13 protein-coding genes and 1 pseudogene are annotated in these 14901 nt (G+C 50.1%); 11 read left to right on the forward strand and 3 right to left on the reverse strand.

Going from position 1 to position 14901, the window contains the following annotated elements; all coding sequences use genetic code 11:
- The first annotated feature begins 221 nt into the window (after positions 1 to 221).
- From NQD60_RS09160 to NQD60_RS03845, 6 genes and pseudogenes are all read left to right on the forward strand, one after another.
- Positions 222 to 380 (forward strand): hypothetical protein, encoded by a 159-nt coding sequence (locus NQD60_RS09160; RefSeq protein WP_368736114.1) that lies wholly within the window; start codon positions 222 to 224, stop codon positions 378 to 380.
- A gap of 155 nt (positions 381 to 535) precedes the next feature.
- Positions 536 to 796 (forward strand): hypothetical protein, encoded by a 261-nt coding sequence (locus tag NQD60_RS03825; RefSeq protein ID WP_257101133.1) that lies wholly within the window; start codon positions 536 to 538, stop codon positions 794 to 796.
- A 254-nt stretch (positions 797 to 1050) separates the two neighbouring features.
- Complete coding sequence (gene rhuM / locus NQD60_RS03830) at positions 1051 to 2022, forward strand: virulence protein RhuM/Fic/DOC family protein (RefSeq protein WP_257101134.1); 972 nt, start codon at positions 1051 to 1053, stop codon at positions 2020 to 2022.
- A gap of 6 nt (positions 2023 to 2028) precedes the next feature.
- Positions 2029 to 2224, forward strand: a pseudogene (locus NQD60_RS03835) (recombinase family protein); the annotation flags it as partial.
- A 140-nt stretch (positions 2225 to 2364) separates the two neighbouring features.
- On the forward strand, positions 2365 to 2571 hold the full coding sequence (locus tag NQD60_RS03840; RefSeq protein ID WP_257101135.1) for a hypothetical protein: 207 nt from the start codon (positions 2365 to 2367) through the stop codon (positions 2569 to 2571).
- A 102-nt stretch (positions 2572 to 2673) separates the two neighbouring features.
- Entirely contained in the window at positions 2674 to 3213 is a 540-nt protein-coding gene (locus NQD60_RS03845) for a peptidylprolyl isomerase (protein ID WP_257101257.1), read from the forward strand.
- Between the two features lie 74 nt (positions 3214 to 3287).
- Here the strand turns inward: NQD60_RS03845 and mutS are convergent, their stop codons facing one another.
- On the reverse strand, positions 3288 to 5897 hold the full coding sequence (gene mutS, locus NQD60_RS03850; protein ID WP_257101258.1) for a DNA mismatch repair protein MutS: 2610 nt from the start codon (positions 5895 to 5897) through the stop codon (positions 3288 to 3290).
- A 326-nt stretch (positions 5898 to 6223) separates the two neighbouring features.
- Here mutS and NQD60_RS03855 point away from each other — a divergent pair, with 326 nt between their 5' ends.
- Positions 6224 to 6424, forward strand: coding sequence for a DUF1127 domain-containing protein (locus NQD60_RS03855; protein WP_257101136.1), 201 nt, complete (start codon positions 6224 to 6226; stop codon positions 6422 to 6424).
- A 315-nt stretch (positions 6425 to 6739) separates the two neighbouring features.
- On the opposite strand, the gene NQD60_RS03860 is transcribed toward NQD60_RS03855, so the two are convergent.
- Positions 6740 to 7888, reverse strand: a complete 1149-nt coding sequence (locus NQD60_RS03860; RefSeq protein WP_257101259.1) for a branched-chain amino acid ABC transporter substrate-binding protein — start codon at positions 7886 to 7888, stop codon at positions 6740 to 6742.
- A gap of 267 nt (positions 7889 to 8155) precedes the next feature.
- Between NQD60_RS03860 and typA the strand changes: the two genes are divergently transcribed.
- Positions 8156 to 9982, forward strand: coding sequence for a translational GTPase TypA (gene typA / locus NQD60_RS03865; protein WP_257101137.1), 1827 nt, complete (start codon positions 8156 to 8158; stop codon positions 9980 to 9982).
- Between the two features lie 89 nt (positions 9983 to 10071).
- Positions 10072 to 11508, forward strand: a complete 1437-nt coding sequence (locus tag NQD60_RS03870) for a DEAD/DEAH box helicase (RefSeq protein WP_257101260.1) — start codon at positions 10072 to 10074, stop codon at positions 11506 to 11508.
- A 65-nt stretch (positions 11509 to 11573) separates the two neighbouring features.
- Here the strand turns inward: NQD60_RS03870 and mltB are convergent, their stop codons facing one another.
- Positions 11574 to 12728, reverse strand: coding sequence for a lytic murein transglycosylase B (mltB, locus tag NQD60_RS03875; RefSeq protein ID WP_257101138.1), 1155 nt, complete (start codon positions 12726 to 12728; stop codon positions 11574 to 11576).
- Between the two features lie 385 nt (positions 12729 to 13113).
- On the opposite strand from mltB, the gene NQD60_RS03880 reads away from it, so the two are divergent.
- Both NQD60_RS03880 and NQD60_RS03885 read left to right on the forward strand, forming a co-directional pair.
- Positions 13114 to 13530: a helix-turn-helix domain-containing protein gene (locus NQD60_RS03880; RefSeq protein ID WP_257101139.1), complete on the forward strand. Its 417-nt coding sequence runs from the start codon at positions 13114 to 13116 to the stop codon at positions 13528 to 13530.
- An 8-nt stretch (positions 13531 to 13538) separates the two neighbouring features.
- Positions 13539 to 14780: a type II toxin-antitoxin system HipA family toxin gene (locus NQD60_RS03885; protein ID WP_257101140.1), complete on the forward strand. Its 1242-nt coding sequence runs from the start codon at positions 13539 to 13541 to the stop codon at positions 14778 to 14780.
- Positions 14781 to 14901: the final 121 nt, after the last annotated feature.

The following is a 14901-nucleotide window of genomic DNA, read 5'->3' on the forward strand; positions in this document are numbered from 1 at the left end:
TGGCCTATCTTGCCTCCATTTTTGGAGGGCTCCGAATTTTGTCGTTGTGGCAGCTGGATTTAAGCCAGCGGATGTCGAGCGTATAACACGGCTTATCAAGCTAAAAATGCTTAGCGCTCGCTCGCTTTCAAGCAAATAGCGTTCTTTTCGCTCTGCCTTTCTTTATCCCAAACTTGGGTTATTTATCGATGCCGCATGATGCATTATTCAAGCTGTTTTTGATGGACGTGGAGATTGCCAAAGAATTTCTGCAAACACATTTGCCTTCCCTTTTACAACTTCAGGCACAAAGCAATAGAACAAGAAATATTTGCGCTGACAAAATCCATTCAACTGATTGCGCTATCGGCAATACCGGACAATGTATTGATGACGCATAAGCATTGTACGGTAATGAAATTAGCGCAAAAATATTATCTACAACTGGGATTTTCAGCAACTCGTGTCTAAGGTATTTGAACTCTTTGAGCGCTATCCATTAGCGATTGAAAAAACAAAGATCTTGCTATATTATCTAGTAAAAGAAGGTTGAGGAATGGATAAACAGCAGTTTGTCCAATTTGTGATTAACCATGCGCCACATTATCAGGAGGACATTATGTCGATTGCACAATCTTGGATTGAGGAGGGGCGTCAAAAAGGCTTGCAAGAGGGGCATCAAAAAGGTTGGCAAGAAGCTACGCTGGAAATAGCTAGAAATATGTGGGCGAGAGGTGCAGCGTTTGATTTTATCAAGCAAGTGACCAAGCTTTCTGACGATAAAATTTTAGCGCTTATGTTTATCTCTCATCGTTAGATATGTGGATGGCGTCTTTTGAGCGCATGAGTGTGATCTTCACCGATAAATGGCATCAAATCTTCAGCGCTAAGTGGCGTCCTCCTTTATGCTTGCACGTTGAGTCTGAATGTATGGGACATACTATTATGCTCTATCCTGACGTCAGATTCTCCGTGTAAATTACGTCAGGATAGAGTTAAATTTTCAATTTATTGACATATCTTTCAAAAGGTAATGGAGTCTTCCCTGACATTTTTCGGGGAATTTGAGCAATGAGCGAAATAATCATTTATGAATCAGCAGACGGCGGGAAAGTTACTGTTCGGCTTGAAGGCGAGAGCCTTTGGGTGACTCAGGAACAGATGGCCGAACTGTTTGGCCGGGAGCGTTCGGTAATTACTAAGCACCTCCGGAATGTCTTCCGGGAGGAAGAACTTGAGGAAAGTTCAGTATGTGCAAATTTTGCACGTACTGCCGGGGACGGGAAGATTTATCAAACGCAGCACTACAACCTCGATGCCATCATTTCTGTCGGGTATCGTGTCAACTCCAAGCGCGGCACGCAATTTCGCCAATGGGCAACAGGTATTCTACGCGACTATTTGATGCAGGGCTGGACGCTGGATCGCGCCCGCTTCGAGCACAACGCCGCCGAACTGGAAGCGGCACTGGCGCTAGTCAAAAAAACTGCGCAATCCCCCGATCTGATTGCCGATACCGGGCGAGGATTAGTCGAGATCGTCAGCCGTTATACTCAAACCTTTTTGTTGTTGCAGCGCTACGATGAAGGATTGTTGACCGATCCAAACGGTACGACCGGTGGTGTAATGCTGTCTCTTGACGAAGTAAGGCAGTCCATCGCCAGCTTGAAAGCCGATTTCATGTCCCGTAGCGAGGCCAGCGATTTATTCGGGCTTGAACGCGGCGATGCGCTCGCAGCAATTCTCGGCAACCTTGATCAATCCGTATTCGGCGAGCCAGCCTATCAGACCATTGAACGCAAGGCGGCACATTTATTGTATTTCGTCATCAAGAACCATCCGCTGGCAGATGGCAACAAACGCACTGGCGCTTTCCTGTTCGTCGATTTTCTGAACCGCAACAACGCGCTGATGCGAGAAGGGCAACCGGTCATCAACGACATTGGACTCGCGGCATTGGCGCTACTGGTAGCCGAATCGGCAGCGGCACAAAAGGAAACTATGATCCGCTTGATTGAAAATATGCTGGTCGGAGCGCAGTAGCAAGCCATGAACGAACAGCATATTGGGTACATCTGGGTCAGCATCTTCGAGCAGAACCCAGAACGGCAACTGGAGGGCGTCCAGGTTGACCGCACCCTTCGCCGCGTGCAAGGATGTTAAGCGCCCGCAATTGGAAGCGTTGATGAGTTTCGCTCGCACCGGCGACACCGTGGTTGTGCATAGCATGAATCGCCTGGTGCGCATTGGGCGCTGCTTGAGGGCGCCACTTAGCGCTGAAGATTTGATGCCATTTAGCGTTGAAGATCACACGCATGAGTTGGATATGGTCGTGTTTCCAAAAATGATGTAATCAGACGCTTGCGCCACAACGCAATCCCGCATATGCATAAAAATCAAGAATTCTATCCCCAGCTTGCTGAGAACGGAATGTTTTTGTTATGCGTACCAGCGGGTTGGGAAACCTATATTTCACGGGAATTCTATGAGCTACAACAAGGCTTGGTGGGTTACGGTTGGACCAAGCTTGTTATCGGTGAAGTCAAGGATGCCGCAGTAGCAATGTTGCAAAGTTTTTCGGCGAGGGGCTGATGCCTAGATTGTGTGTGGTGACAACCCGAGTACAGCTATATTCTTGCAGCCAGGCGGATGTTCGCATCGTATAATATCGTCTGTGTTGTGGAGAATTTAATGATGAAGATTGTAAAAAATACCGTAGTGTCCCTTTCTTATACCCTATCAGATGCGCAGAATGAACTGATTGAGCAAAGCAGTGAGCCAATGGTGTATCTGCATGGTGGCTATGAGAGCACTTTCCCAAAGATTGAACAAACGTTAGAGGGTCAAGAGCTAGGGTTTGAGGCCAAGATACAACTCGAACCCACCGAGGCGTTTGGGGAATATGATGCTGAACTCATTAGAGTCGAGCCGCGTAGCCGTTTTCCCGAGCCATTGGAAGTCGGGATGCAGTTTGAGGGCCTGTTAGACGAAGAGGATGAGGACGAGGATCCAGACGATTTGCCCATCTATATCGTCACTGATATTGCCGAGGATCATGTTGTGCTGGATGGCAATCATCCACTGGCTGGCGTGGCGCTCAGGTTTGACCTAAAAGTAGTGGCAGTGCGTGCCGCGACGGCCGAAGAAATTGACCATCGTCATGTGCATGGAGCGGATGGTCTGGCACTGCATTCTGATGCGCCAGAGGATGATTCTGCGCCCCTTCTGCACTAAATTAAACTTCTGCTTTTCTGCTTTCGCCCCCACGTTGATTGCTATGACAACTAGTAGTGGGGGCGATTTCTCGTTTATTCTGTTTGCGTCGCGAGCGCGTGTAATTCAAATAATATTTCCAGCGCTTCACGTGGCCGCATTTCATCTGGGTTCAGTGCGCGTAGCTTGCTCAAAGTAGGGTGCTCCGGTTGAGCAGTGCATACACTCTCGTCAAGTGCGGGGGCAGCGGGCGCACATGCATTGAAAAGATCGAGTTGCATCGAAGGGCGGCTTGAAGCTTGCTGTTCCAAGTGCTGCAGGTGTTTGCGCGCAGCGCGAATCACCGCGGGCGGCACGCCGGCTAATTGAGCCACTTGCAAGCCATAGCTTTGATTGGCTGGACCTTCATTCACGGTGTGTAAAAACACAATCCCTTGTTTATGCTCGGCGGCGGATAAATGCACATTGGCGGCTTGTGCAAACTCGTCAGGTAATTGCGTCAACTCAAAGTAATGTGTGGCGAATAGCGTGTAACAGCCATTCGTGCTAAGCAAATGCCGTGCAATCGCCCAGGCCAGTGCAAGCCCATCAAAAGTCGATGTGCCGCGGCCGATCTCATCCATCAGTACTAAGCTGGCTGGCGTGGCATTATTCAGAATAGCGGCGGCTTCTGTCATTTCAACCATAAAGGTTGAGCGCCCCCCCGCCAAATCATCGGCTGCGCCAATCCGCGTAAAAATGCGGTCAATCGGCCCGAAGCGCGCGCGCTGAGCCGGCACATAAGAGCCAATATAGGCCATCAGCGCAATCAGTGCGGTTTGCCGCATAAAAGTTGATTTACCCCCCATATTGGGGCCGGTGATCAAGAGCAGTTTACGCTGTGTAGAAAGCTGGCAATCGTTGGCAATGAAGCGCTCAATTTGAGCGGCAACCACTGGGTGGCGTCCCTGCTCAATCTCAATCCCGCTTTCATCGCTTAATTCAGGCGCCGTCCAATCATGAGCGCGGGCACGTTCGGCCAAGGTTGCCAGGACATCGAGTTCAGCCAAGGCGGCAGCGATGCGTTGGCACTCTGCAATATAAGCCAAGAGCGTTTGCAGCAGTTCATCGTAGAGGGTTTTTTCACGCATGAGGGCGCGCTCTTGAGCTGACAAGGCTTTGTCTTCAAAGGCTTTGAGTTCAGGGGTAATATAGCGCTCGGCGTTTTTTAAGGTCTGCCGGCGCCGATAGTCATCGGGTACTTTATCTGTTTGACCGCGGGTCACTTCAATAAAGAAACCGTGCACTTTATTGTATTCGACTCGTAAATTCGCAATCCCAGTCCGCGTGCGTTCACGCGCTTCTAACTCAAGCAAAAACTGTCCGCAGTTTTCGGACAGTTCACGCAACTCGTCAAGCTGTGCATCGTGATCACGGGCAATCACGCCGCCGTCACGAATCATGGCCGACGGCTCAGCTGCAATGGCTCGTTGCAGTAATGCTACGCACTCGGCAGGTGGTTCGAGCGCGGCTTTTAATGCAATCAGCAACGGAGCGTGTTCAGTCAGCGGGGTGAGATGCGTGCGGATTGTGGGTAATTGGCTAAACGAATCGCGCAGGCTAGCTAAATCACGCGGGCGGGCGTTCAAAAGTGCAATCCGGCTGGTGATCCGTTCGATATCCGCTATCTGCCGTAGGCTCTGGCGCAACCCAAGCAGTGCGTCGCCGGCAGCATTCGGTACTGCCTGGAGCCACGCCGTGACGGCTTGTTGGCGTGTACGGGCAAGGTGTGCTGCGCGGGGTGGGTGGTGCAACCAATGGCGTAGCAGCCGACTGCCCATTGAGGTACAACAGACATCGAGCACGGACAGGAGGGTTGGCGCTTCCGTGCCACGCAGGGTTTCGGTGAGTTCAAGATTACGGCGCGTGGCTGGATCAAGGCTAATATAGTGTGTTTCTTGCTCAACCTGCACGCTGCAGATATGGCGCAGTTGCTGGCCTTGAGTGGCTGCGGCATAGAGTAAGAGGGCGCCCGCTGCACCGCAGGCAACGGCTGAAGAATCAATGCCAAAGCCATCGAGGTTGGCGACGCCAAGCTGCGCGCAGAGGCGTGTATGGCCTGCGGCAAGGTCGAAATGCCAGTTGGGAACACGCGTTAAGGCGCCAGACCAATGAGCGAGCGCGGCGTCGTTATGATCCGTATCTGCGACCAGGATCTCGGCTGGGCGAATTCGCTCAAGAGTCGCCAGCAGATCGGCCGGAGCGGTCTGGCTAAGTCGCAAAGCGCCGCTGGCTAAATTGAGCCAAGCAAGGCCAATGGTTTGCGTCCGGTTGCGCCGGTTTGGCACCGCGTAAAAAGCCAGCAAGCAGGCATCATGCTTGTCTGAAAGTAGAGCGGCATCGGTGAGTGTGCCGGGCGTGACCACGCGCACGACTTTGCGCTCGACGGGCCCTTTTGAGGTATTAGGGTCGCCAATTTGCTCACAAATGGCGACAGATTCCCCTAGTTTGACCAACTTTGCTAGATATTGCTCGAGTGCATGATACGGCAATCCGGCCATTTTAATGGCTTGTCCAGCCGATGCGCCGCGTTGCGTTAGTGTCAAATCAAGTAAGCGCGAAGCTTTTTCTGCATCCTCGAAAAAAAGCTCGTAAAAATCCCCCATCCGATACAACACTAAAGTGTGCGGGTGCTCGGCTTTAATGCCCAGGTATTGTTGCATCATTGGCGTATGGCCGTTGGCTTGGCGAGTCTGGGGCGTGATGCTGGAGGTAGAAAGGTCTTCGTTTAATGGTTGAAAAGGCATATTCCGGTCTGAGTAAGGCTTAAGTGCGTGCTTTTGTTAGGCGTTAGTCTAATCCAGTTTAAGGTTTGAGGCACGGCAATCTAGCGTCAGCGTACGGCTGAGTGGTTTCAGTTAGACCCCCAATGTCATACATTATTTATGTCGTTGCTGGCCTCAACTTGACAAAGATTTCCCATGGATTATTTTAGAAAAGTATCGATTGATGTCGATTTGATTTTAAAGCGATGAACTAAGCGGGGATCGTTATGGCTTTCGTAAATTTTATAGGGAAAATGCTAAAAATATTACAAAATAGATGGCGCCTTGCGTGTATGCGCTCGGAATTAGGGCTGCTGGATGATGAAACTTTGAAAGATGTTGGCTTGACACGGGCGCAGGTATGGGAGAATCCAAGGTTGGCCAATTGGTTAAGGAATGATCCTTATCGTCAGCATAAGGCAGGTTAACTAACAATAGGGATGATGGGGGCAGTTCAAAAAATCTACGATGCCCCCATTTTGCAAGACTGATCTCAAAATATTCTTTATAGCCTTCCAGATAGATCACTGCCTGACTAGCTTGGTAACCGCCGCTAAAATCCTAAAATTACATTACTTACGTAGAGCGTACGTGCCTGGCGTACTGCTTGAGTCAAGCTCGCTTCATCTTCTTCTAGAGCGCGCTTGGCATCGGCTAAAATTTGAACGTAGGTGAGCCAGTGGAGAGCCGACCAACCACTGCTCAAAGCATAAGTTACTGTGCGAGCGCTTGGCCGAGCGGGATTATTTCCCACGAATAATAGATAAAGTTTGCCATTGCCCATTAACCACTTTATAAACCATCATATCGCTTTGCTTTAAGTCACCGTGCGCATTATAAGCAAGCGTTTTGATGGTGATCGCTGGCATTTCGGTCTTAGCGAGATATGGCAAATATTTTTCGGGTTCGGTTGAATCTGCGGTTTTCATTGCGTTCAACATCGCCATCGCACCATCATAGGCATAAGGTGAATAGGTCTGAACATTCTCGCCAAAGCGCTTTTTATAGTGCTCAGCATATTCCTTGCCGCGCGGCATTTTATCCGGCGACAAACAGATCGATAAGGCCACGGTGCCTTCGGCAGCTGGCCCGGCAAGCTTTAAGAAGGTCTCTGATTTGACGCCCTCACTCGCGATTAATACGGCTTTTATTTTGAGTGCCTGCATTTGTTTAACCACGGCTGCTGCTTGTGCATCGACCCCTCCATAGAAGATCGCTTGCGGCTTAATCCGCTTGAGTCTGGTTAATAGCGCCTTAAAATCAATGGTTTTATCGTTACCGTATTCACGGCCAACGATGTCGACTCCCTCTGCGGTGGCGATTTGTTTAAATTGATCTGCCAACGCCTGACCATACGTGGTCCGGTCATCAATGATGGCAATCCGTTTAAGGCCCAGATTCTTAGCGACAAAAGCGCTGATCAAGGCATCTTGCTGAAGATCCGAAGCGGTCATGCGAAAGGTGGTTTTATAGCCTTGCTGCGTGTACTGAGGGGCGGAGGCCATGGCGATTTGGGGAATGCCTGCTTTGGCGTAAACATGAGAGGCAGGGATCGTGGTGCCTGAATTGAAATGGCCGAGCACCCCCTTAATCTTTTGATCGACAAGCTTTTTGGCAACCATAATCGCCATGCGAGGATCGGCCCGATCATCCATTGTGTTCAGTACGATCCGAATGGGCTTGCCCCCGATGATGGGGTCAGTTGCATTAAATTCCTCTACAGCAAGAATCACGCCATTGAGGAAATCTCGACCGTAATGTGCTTGCGCTCCGGAGATTGGCACTGCACAGCCAATTTTGACTTCTGCGCGATTCTGCGTATTTTGCGCCGCGGGCATAATGCTGATACCCATCATCGATCCTGCTAGCAAAATGCATGTCACGTGTTTAATCATCGCGGCCATTGCCCCTCCTATTCTGGTGACGGTCTCACGGCTTAAGCGTACTGTAAGTCCTAGTGAAGGTGTATATTTCCTTATCCTTTATAGGGTACACCGTCATTTATAGGGTATCGTAGTCATTTATACTGTAAGTGCGATATGCATTAGCCAGATACAATATGCATTATGTGCTAAAATGTAAAGCTTTCAAGCAAGCGATGCGGTGGTACAAAGCAGTACGCGCTGACACGCTTTGGCTTTTCCATCCTAGAATATCTTATGACCCGCGCGCTTCGCAATATCGCCATTATCGCTCACGTCGATCACGGCAAAACCACTTTAGTTGATCAGTTACTCCGCCAAGTTGGCACTTTCCGCGAAAACCAGCAAATGGTTGAACGGGTAATGGATTCAAACGATCTTGAAAAAGAGCGGGGCATTACCATTCTCGCCAAAAATTGTGCGATTGAATACGCCGGCACGCATATTAATATTGTTGACACGCCCGGTCACGCGGATTTTGGGGGCGAGGTTGAGCGTGTCTTGTCGATGGTCGATAGCGTATTGTTGCTGGTTGATGCGGTCGAAGGCCCGATGCCGCAAACCCGCTTTGTCACTAAAAAAGCGCTCGCACAAGGTCTGAAACCCATTGTAGTCGTGAATAAAGTCGATCGGCCTGGCGCTCGTGCTGAATGGGTAGTGAACCAAACTTTTGATTTATTCGACAAACTCGGTGCGACCGAAGAGCAGCTTGATTTTCCAGTGATTTATGCTTCTGGTCTGAATGGCTACGCGGGCCTTGACGAAAATGTACGTGAAGGCGATCTACGTGTGCTGTTGGATGCGATTTTGCAATACGTACCAGTGCGTGCCGATGATCCAGATAGCCCGTTACAACTGCAAATTTCCTCGCTCGATTATTCAACTTATGTTGGGCGCATTGGCATTGGCCGGATTGCACGTGGCACACTACGGACGGGTCAGGCGGTTGCATTAGTTATGGAGCCTGGTGGCGAAGTGCTGAATCGCAAAGTCAACCAAATCCAAAAATTCAAAGGGCTGGAGCGGGTCAGTGTAGACAGCGCGGAAGCGGGTGACATTGTGCTCATTAATGGCATTGAGGAGATTGGCATTGGCGCAACGATATGCGACCCCGCCAAACCAGAAGGCTTGCCGATCACTAATGTAGACGAGCCAACCTTGACCATGAATTTTTGTGTCAACACCTCGCCTTTAGCGGGGCGTGAAGGTAAATTCGTGACGAGCAGGCAATTGCGCGAGCGCTTGATGCGCGAACTCAATCACAACGTTGCGTTGCGAGTGAAGGACACCACTGATGAAACAGTCTTTGAAGTTTCAGGCCGTGGCGAGCTCCATTTAACGATTCTGATTGAAAACATGCGACGCGAAGGCTATGAGTTAGCGGTATCGCGTCCGCGCGTGGTATTGCGCGAGATTGATGGTGTGTTGAACGAACCGCTTGAATTACTTACCGTGGATGTGGAAGATAGCCACCAGGGCGGGGTCATGGAAGAAATTGGCCGCCGTAAGGGAGAGTTGCTAGATATGGCGTCTGACGGACGTGGGCGCACTCGCCTTGAATACCGTGTGCCGGCACGTGGCCTGATTGGTTTGCAGAGCGAATTTCTAACGCTAACGCGAGGCACAGGCTTAATCAGCCATATTTTCGATTCTTATGCGCCACTGCGTGAAGGCAGTATCGGTGAACGCCGCAATGGGGTGCTAATTTCGCAAGATGACGGCGCTGCAGTGGCTTATGCGCTCTGGAAGTTGCAAGAACGTGGACGCATGTTTGTGCGCCCGGGTGACGCCTTATATGAAGGAATGATTATTGGCATTCACAGCCGCGATAACGATCTGGTGGTGAATCCAATTCGCGAAAAGAAGCTCACCAATGTGCGTGCGTCGGGTAAGGATGAGCATATTGATCTGATGACGCCGGTCCAGCTCTCTCTTGAATATGCGGTTGAATTTATCTCAGATGATGAGCTCGTCGAAGTGACGCCGCAGTCGATTCGGTTGCGCAAGCGGAACCTAAAAGAAAATGAGCGCCGTCGGGCCGAGCGCACAAGTGCCGTGGTGTAATCCACGGCTGTTTTTGCAACCCATTGAATGCCCAGGGCTAGCGCAAACCCACGGTGGATATCTGCCCTTTACTTTAAAAAAACGCCATGATGTCTGAAACGCTTATTTCATCCGTGCCTGAAACCGATGCCGGAGATTTGCCGTGTTTTGATCATTTTGGCCTGCACGCAGATATTCTAAAGGCGCTGGCCGGGCAGGGCTACACTACGCCCACGCCCATTCAGGCGCAGGCCATTCCGGTTATTCTGGCTGGCCACGATGTGATGGGGGTGGCGCAAACCGGTACCGGTAAAACGGCGGGTTTTTCGTTGCCGATGATCCAACGGCTGCTGCCTTACGCCAGCACCAGCGCTTCGCCAGCACGGCATCCAGTGCGCGCATTGGTGTTAACGCCTACGCGCGAGTTAGCTGACCAGGTCGCTAAAAATGTGCGTGTCTATGCCGCACATACCGCGCTGCGTAGTACCGTCGTGTTTGGTGGCATCGATATGAATCCGCAAGCCGCTGAATTACGGCGCGGGGTCGAGATTTTGATTGCCACGCCTGGGCGCCTACTGGACCATATACAGCAAAAAAATACCCAATTAGACCAAGTCCAAATACTGATTTTAGACGAGGCAGATCGGATGCTGGATATGGGTTTCTTGCCTGATTTGCAGCGCATCTCAAATATGTTGCCGCCTGAACGGCAAACTTTGCTGTTCTCGGCGACCTTCTCAAATGAAATCAAAAAACTAGCGGCGAGCTATTTACGCAGTCCAGTCACCATCGAAGTGGCCCAGCGCAATTCAACCGCCACGAATGTTCGCCAAATTGTTTACGAAGTAGCAGAAGGCGATAAACAGGCAGCAGTGGTCCAATTAATTCGCCAGCGTGGGTTAAGGCAAGTGATCGTTTTTTGCAATAGCAAAATCGGCGCTAGCCGGCTGGCGCGGCAACTGGAAAATGAAGGTATCGTCGTCTCAGCCATTCATGGCGATAAAACCCAGAATGAGCGTATGCAATCGCTTGATGCTTTCAAGCAGGGAGCAATCGACGTGCTGGTCGCAACTGACGTGGCTGCGCGTGGCTTGGATATTGTTGAGCTGCCCGCGGTGATTAATTTTGATTTGCCCTTTAATGCAGAAGATTATGTGCACCGGATTGGTCGAACTGGCCGGGCGGGCGCTTCAGGCGAAGCGCTCTCGTTGTGTAGCCCGCATGAAGCCAAACACCTAGCGGATATTGAGAAACTCATTCAGCGTCCGCTTGAGCGTGAGCCGCTGACGATTGAGAGGGCGCGCGCAGCAAATCGCACACACCGTCACGATCGTGATTTTTCCCCACGGCGGGCAACAGGCAAGCGGCCTTCGCTCGATGCCGGTCGGCCGACGGCAGAGTTGGACGATTTTTTCACGCGACCTTATCAACCTTCTGACTCAGCTCTGCAAGCAAAAACGGAAGCTGTCACGGGTCATCATTCTAAGCCAGCACAAAAACGTCCGTTAGCAGCGCTACTTGGCGGCATGTCCTATAAGCCAAAGTGAAAAATGAAGTAAGTGGTGCCCTTGTATGAAGCCGCTGGTAACGCTAAAGCGCTCACATTCTTGGCTTATACCTCTTTCTTTTCACTCATTTGCAAGCACTGCTTAACTTGCTGGCCAAGCTGATAAACGCTAAGCGCATAAAAAAAGCTGCGGTTATATTTCAAGATCACAGTAAAATTGCGCAGACCGAGCTTATATTCAGTAGGCTGCTTAACGTTGGGTAAATCAATGATATTGACCAGAGTGCTTAATTCAGCCTCTGTGTTGAATGTTTCATTAAGCAATAAACCCGCTTTAAGCAAGTGCCCCAGCGGTCGGCGGGGTTCGATTTTTCCATCTGCCGCTGCCTGTGCAATACCCAGGCTACCGTTATCGGAGGCGATTTTCCAAATCACTGGCCGGCCACTTTCCCAACCGTGTTGGTGCAAATAATTGGCGATGCTGCCGATTGCATCGGCAGCGCTTGTATATAAATCGACCTTTTGGTCACCATCATAATCAATGGCGTATTGCCTAATGCTGCTTGGCATAAATTGCGCAAGACCGATCCCTCCATCATAAGAGCCTAAAACGCGAGTTGGGTCGAGACCAGCAGCACGGGTCCAGAGTAAAAAATCTTCCAAGTTTTGGCGAAACAATGCCATGCGTTGCAACTGGTTTGGCTTAGTTGGATAGTCAAAAGCCAGTGTTGTCAGTACATCTAACACACAATGATTACCCATATTACGGCCATAGAAAGTCTCAACGCCAATGATCCCCACAATAATCTCGGGCGGCACGCCAAATTCTTGGTGCGCGCGTCGCAAAGTTGCTTCATGTGTACGCCAGAAGCGCGCACCAGCGCTAATGCGCTCTGCTGTGAGAAAGCGTGACTGATGCGTATGCCAATCGCGGGGGGATGGGGCGAGTGTTCGTTGCTCAAGCTTTACAGATAGGGTGGAATATTTAACTTGCGCAAAAAGTGTACGTAGCGCGCTGGGTTCGAAGTGATGACGTGTGACTAAGTCACTAATAAAAGCCTCGATAGCTGGATTATTCAGATAGCGTTGTGAGACACGCTTTTCCTCGAAGGTTTGCTGCGGTGCCGGCGCTCTTGATTCAGCCTGAGATTGGCCTGCTGAGAGCACATATCCGAGAGCAAACAGCCACCTTAGAAACAGGTTGGAGTTCAATGCGCGGCGAGTGGCAGGAGGAGCTAAGACGTTGATTTTGGTCATCATGAATCGATAGAATTATATGAATGACATCAATAATATAAAGCCTGTGCGATTTACACACCTCCGATACCCTTCAAGGCAATCAGCGCACATAGTAGAGTACTAGTTCAAAATTTGCACGTCAACCATTTTATCAAGAGGCGACAACCGACGGCGCAGTTCTCCGACTCCAACTTCCAAGATCCCATGAAAAATTACAAAAAAATATAATACAATGTAATCTATAATATTCAAATTGTTTTATTTATGTATTTAATAGTTTACGTTAACTGTACTATTGTAGGTTTGGTGCATATAATCTGCAAAAGAGATCTTATATTGCTATTTTCCATAGAGGCGTTAACTATAATTAACAAAAAACCAATTTTTGTATAAAATAGATTGCATTATGCCTAGTCCATCCGCAACGTTATACCCGAACTCTATACGAGTCTTAGCTGACCTTGGGCAAAGGCTTAAGTATGCTCGTCTACGGCGTCATTTTTCCGCCGAGACGGTGGCGGCTCGTGCGGGCATGACGCGCCAGACACTAAGCAAAATTGAAGCAGGAAATCCATCTGTGACAATGGGCAATTATTTCCAGGTGCTGGTCGTGCTAGGGCTTGATAAAGATATAAGCGCTGTCGCCCTTGACGATGTACTTGGGCGCCGGCTTCAGGATGCAGAGCTTCTCCAGCGGAAGCGAGCACCGGTTACATCCTCTATTCAAACCCAAAAGAATACGCGTCACTCAGTCGACGTCGAAGCGGCGCAGGAGCTTGGCGCCGAGGCGGTGAATACCGCTATTGTCGATGACAAGGACTGAAAATGGCCATGAAAAAATCACAACCGAGCCTGAAAGTTTGGTTGGACGACCCGGCTTTTGGAGCGCTTCAGATTATTGGGACGCTGCATAAGGTTGGGCATGACGGAGCGCGTTTCACTTATGACAAAGAATGGCTAAAAAGTCCAGTTGTGTTTCAACTGGACCCCGCATTGACCCTTGATTCTGGCGATTTTTACCCCGTTAACTCTAATTTTGGTGTTTTCATGGATTCGTGCCCCGATCGATGGGGGCAGGTACTGATGCAACGTCGCGAGACCATCGAAGCTAAGGAGGCGGGTCGGACAAAAATAACACTACGAGCATGGGAATTTCTCTGTGGAGTACAGGACCATACGCGCATGGGTGCGCTGCGATTTAGCACTGAGGGCAGCGAAGGCTTTCTTGCTAATGAACTTCTCGCAGCTCCGCCTATTGCTAGCCTGGCTGAATTGCAGCACGTTGCCTTAGAGTTGTCTCGAAAAAAAATCGATGACATGACTAAATTACGGCAGTGGCTAAAAATACTGGTCGCTCCCGGAGCATCATTAGGCGGAGCGCGTCCTAAGGCAAACCTCTCCGAGGCGGGGGATCTATGGATAGCGAAATTTCCAGCAGCTGACGACGACAAGGATGCGGCTTTATGGGAAAAGCTGCTGCATGACATGGCGAGTGCCTGCGGCATCAACGTTCCTCCGTCACGTGTTCAGCGTTTAGGTCACGCCTACCATACGTTCATGGTTAAGCGCTTCGACCGAGAAAATGGGGCGCGGCGATTTTTTACGTCGGCGATGACATTGCTCAACAAAACGGACCAGGAGCCCGCGACTTATCTCGATCTGGCTCAGTTTATCTCCGAGCAGGGTAGCCCTGCGTACATCGGCGATGATCTCCGCGAGCTATTTGTTCGCGTCGCATTCAATATTACAATGGCTAACCGCGACGACCACTTGCGCAATCATGGCTTTATACGTACGCCGAGCGGATGGCGACTTTCGCCGGCCTATGATATGAATCCCTCCGTCAAAAAAGATGAACATGTGTTGGGAATAGACGAAGGCATACATGAGCCATCGTTAGAGGCATTACTGGAAACAGCAATCTATTACAAGTTAAGCAATATGGATGCTTCATTGCTCATCCAGAAAGTGTTCGCCGTAGTGGCGACGTGGAAAGTCCGCGCTAAAGCGTTGGGTATCGCTGCAGCAGATGTGCATGAAATGGAACATCTGTTCATCACGGATGAGGGTTGATGCGATCTGACCGGCGCTGGATAGCCCTTAAGCCAACTACGATACGCAGTGATGGCCTGGGATGACTCGATCATCGATGAAAAGCTTCTGAAGTCCACTTGAAAACGAGTGGATCTATCAC

It is taken from the genome of Mycoavidus sp. SF9855 (assembly GCF_024582735.1).
GTDB lineage: Bacteria > Pseudomonadota > Gammaproteobacteria > Burkholderiales > Burkholderiaceae > Mycoavidus.

Coding starts and splice junctions, on each gene's coding strand:
- NQD60_RS09160 (WP_368736114.1), top strand. CDS start 222: ATGGACGTGGAGATTGCCAAAGAATTTCTGCAAACACATTTGCCTTCC.
- NQD60_RS03825 (WP_257101133.1), top strand. CDS start 536: ATGGATAAACAGCAGTTTGTCCAATTTGTGATTAACCATGCGCCACAT.
- rhuM (WP_257101134.1), top strand. CDS start 1,051: ATGAGCGAAATAATCATTTATGAATCAGCAGACGGCGGGAAAGTTACT.
- NQD60_RS03840 (WP_257101135.1), top strand. CDS start 2,365: ATGCATAAAAATCAAGAATTCTATCCCCAGCTTGCTGAGAACGGAATG.
- NQD60_RS03845 (WP_257101257.1), top strand. CDS start 2,674: ATGAAGATTGTAAAAAATACCGTAGTGTCCCTTTCTTATACCCTATCA.
- mutS (WP_257101258.1), bottom strand. CDS start 5,897: ATGATGCAACAATACCTGGGCATTAAAGCCGAGCACCCGCACACTTTA.
- NQD60_RS03855 (WP_257101136.1), top strand. CDS start 6,224: ATGGCTTTCGTAAATTTTATAGGGAAAATGCTAAAAATATTACAAAAT.
- typA (WP_257101137.1), top strand. CDS start 8,156: ATGACCCGCGCGCTTCGCAATATCGCCATTATCGCTCACGTCGATCAC.
- NQD60_RS03870 (WP_257101260.1), top strand. CDS start 10,072: ATGTCTGAAACGCTTATTTCATCCGTGCCTGAAACCGATGCCGGAGAT.
- mltB (WP_257101138.1), bottom strand. CDS start 12,728: ATGATGACCAAAATCAACGTCTTAGCTCCTCCTGCCACTCGCCGCGCA.
- NQD60_RS03880 (WP_257101139.1), top strand. CDS start 13,114: ATGCCTAGTCCATCCGCAACGTTATACCCGAACTCTATACGAGTCTTA.
- NQD60_RS03885 (WP_257101140.1), top strand. CDS start 13,539: ATGAAAAAATCACAACCGAGCCTGAAAGTTTGGTTGGACGACCCGGCT.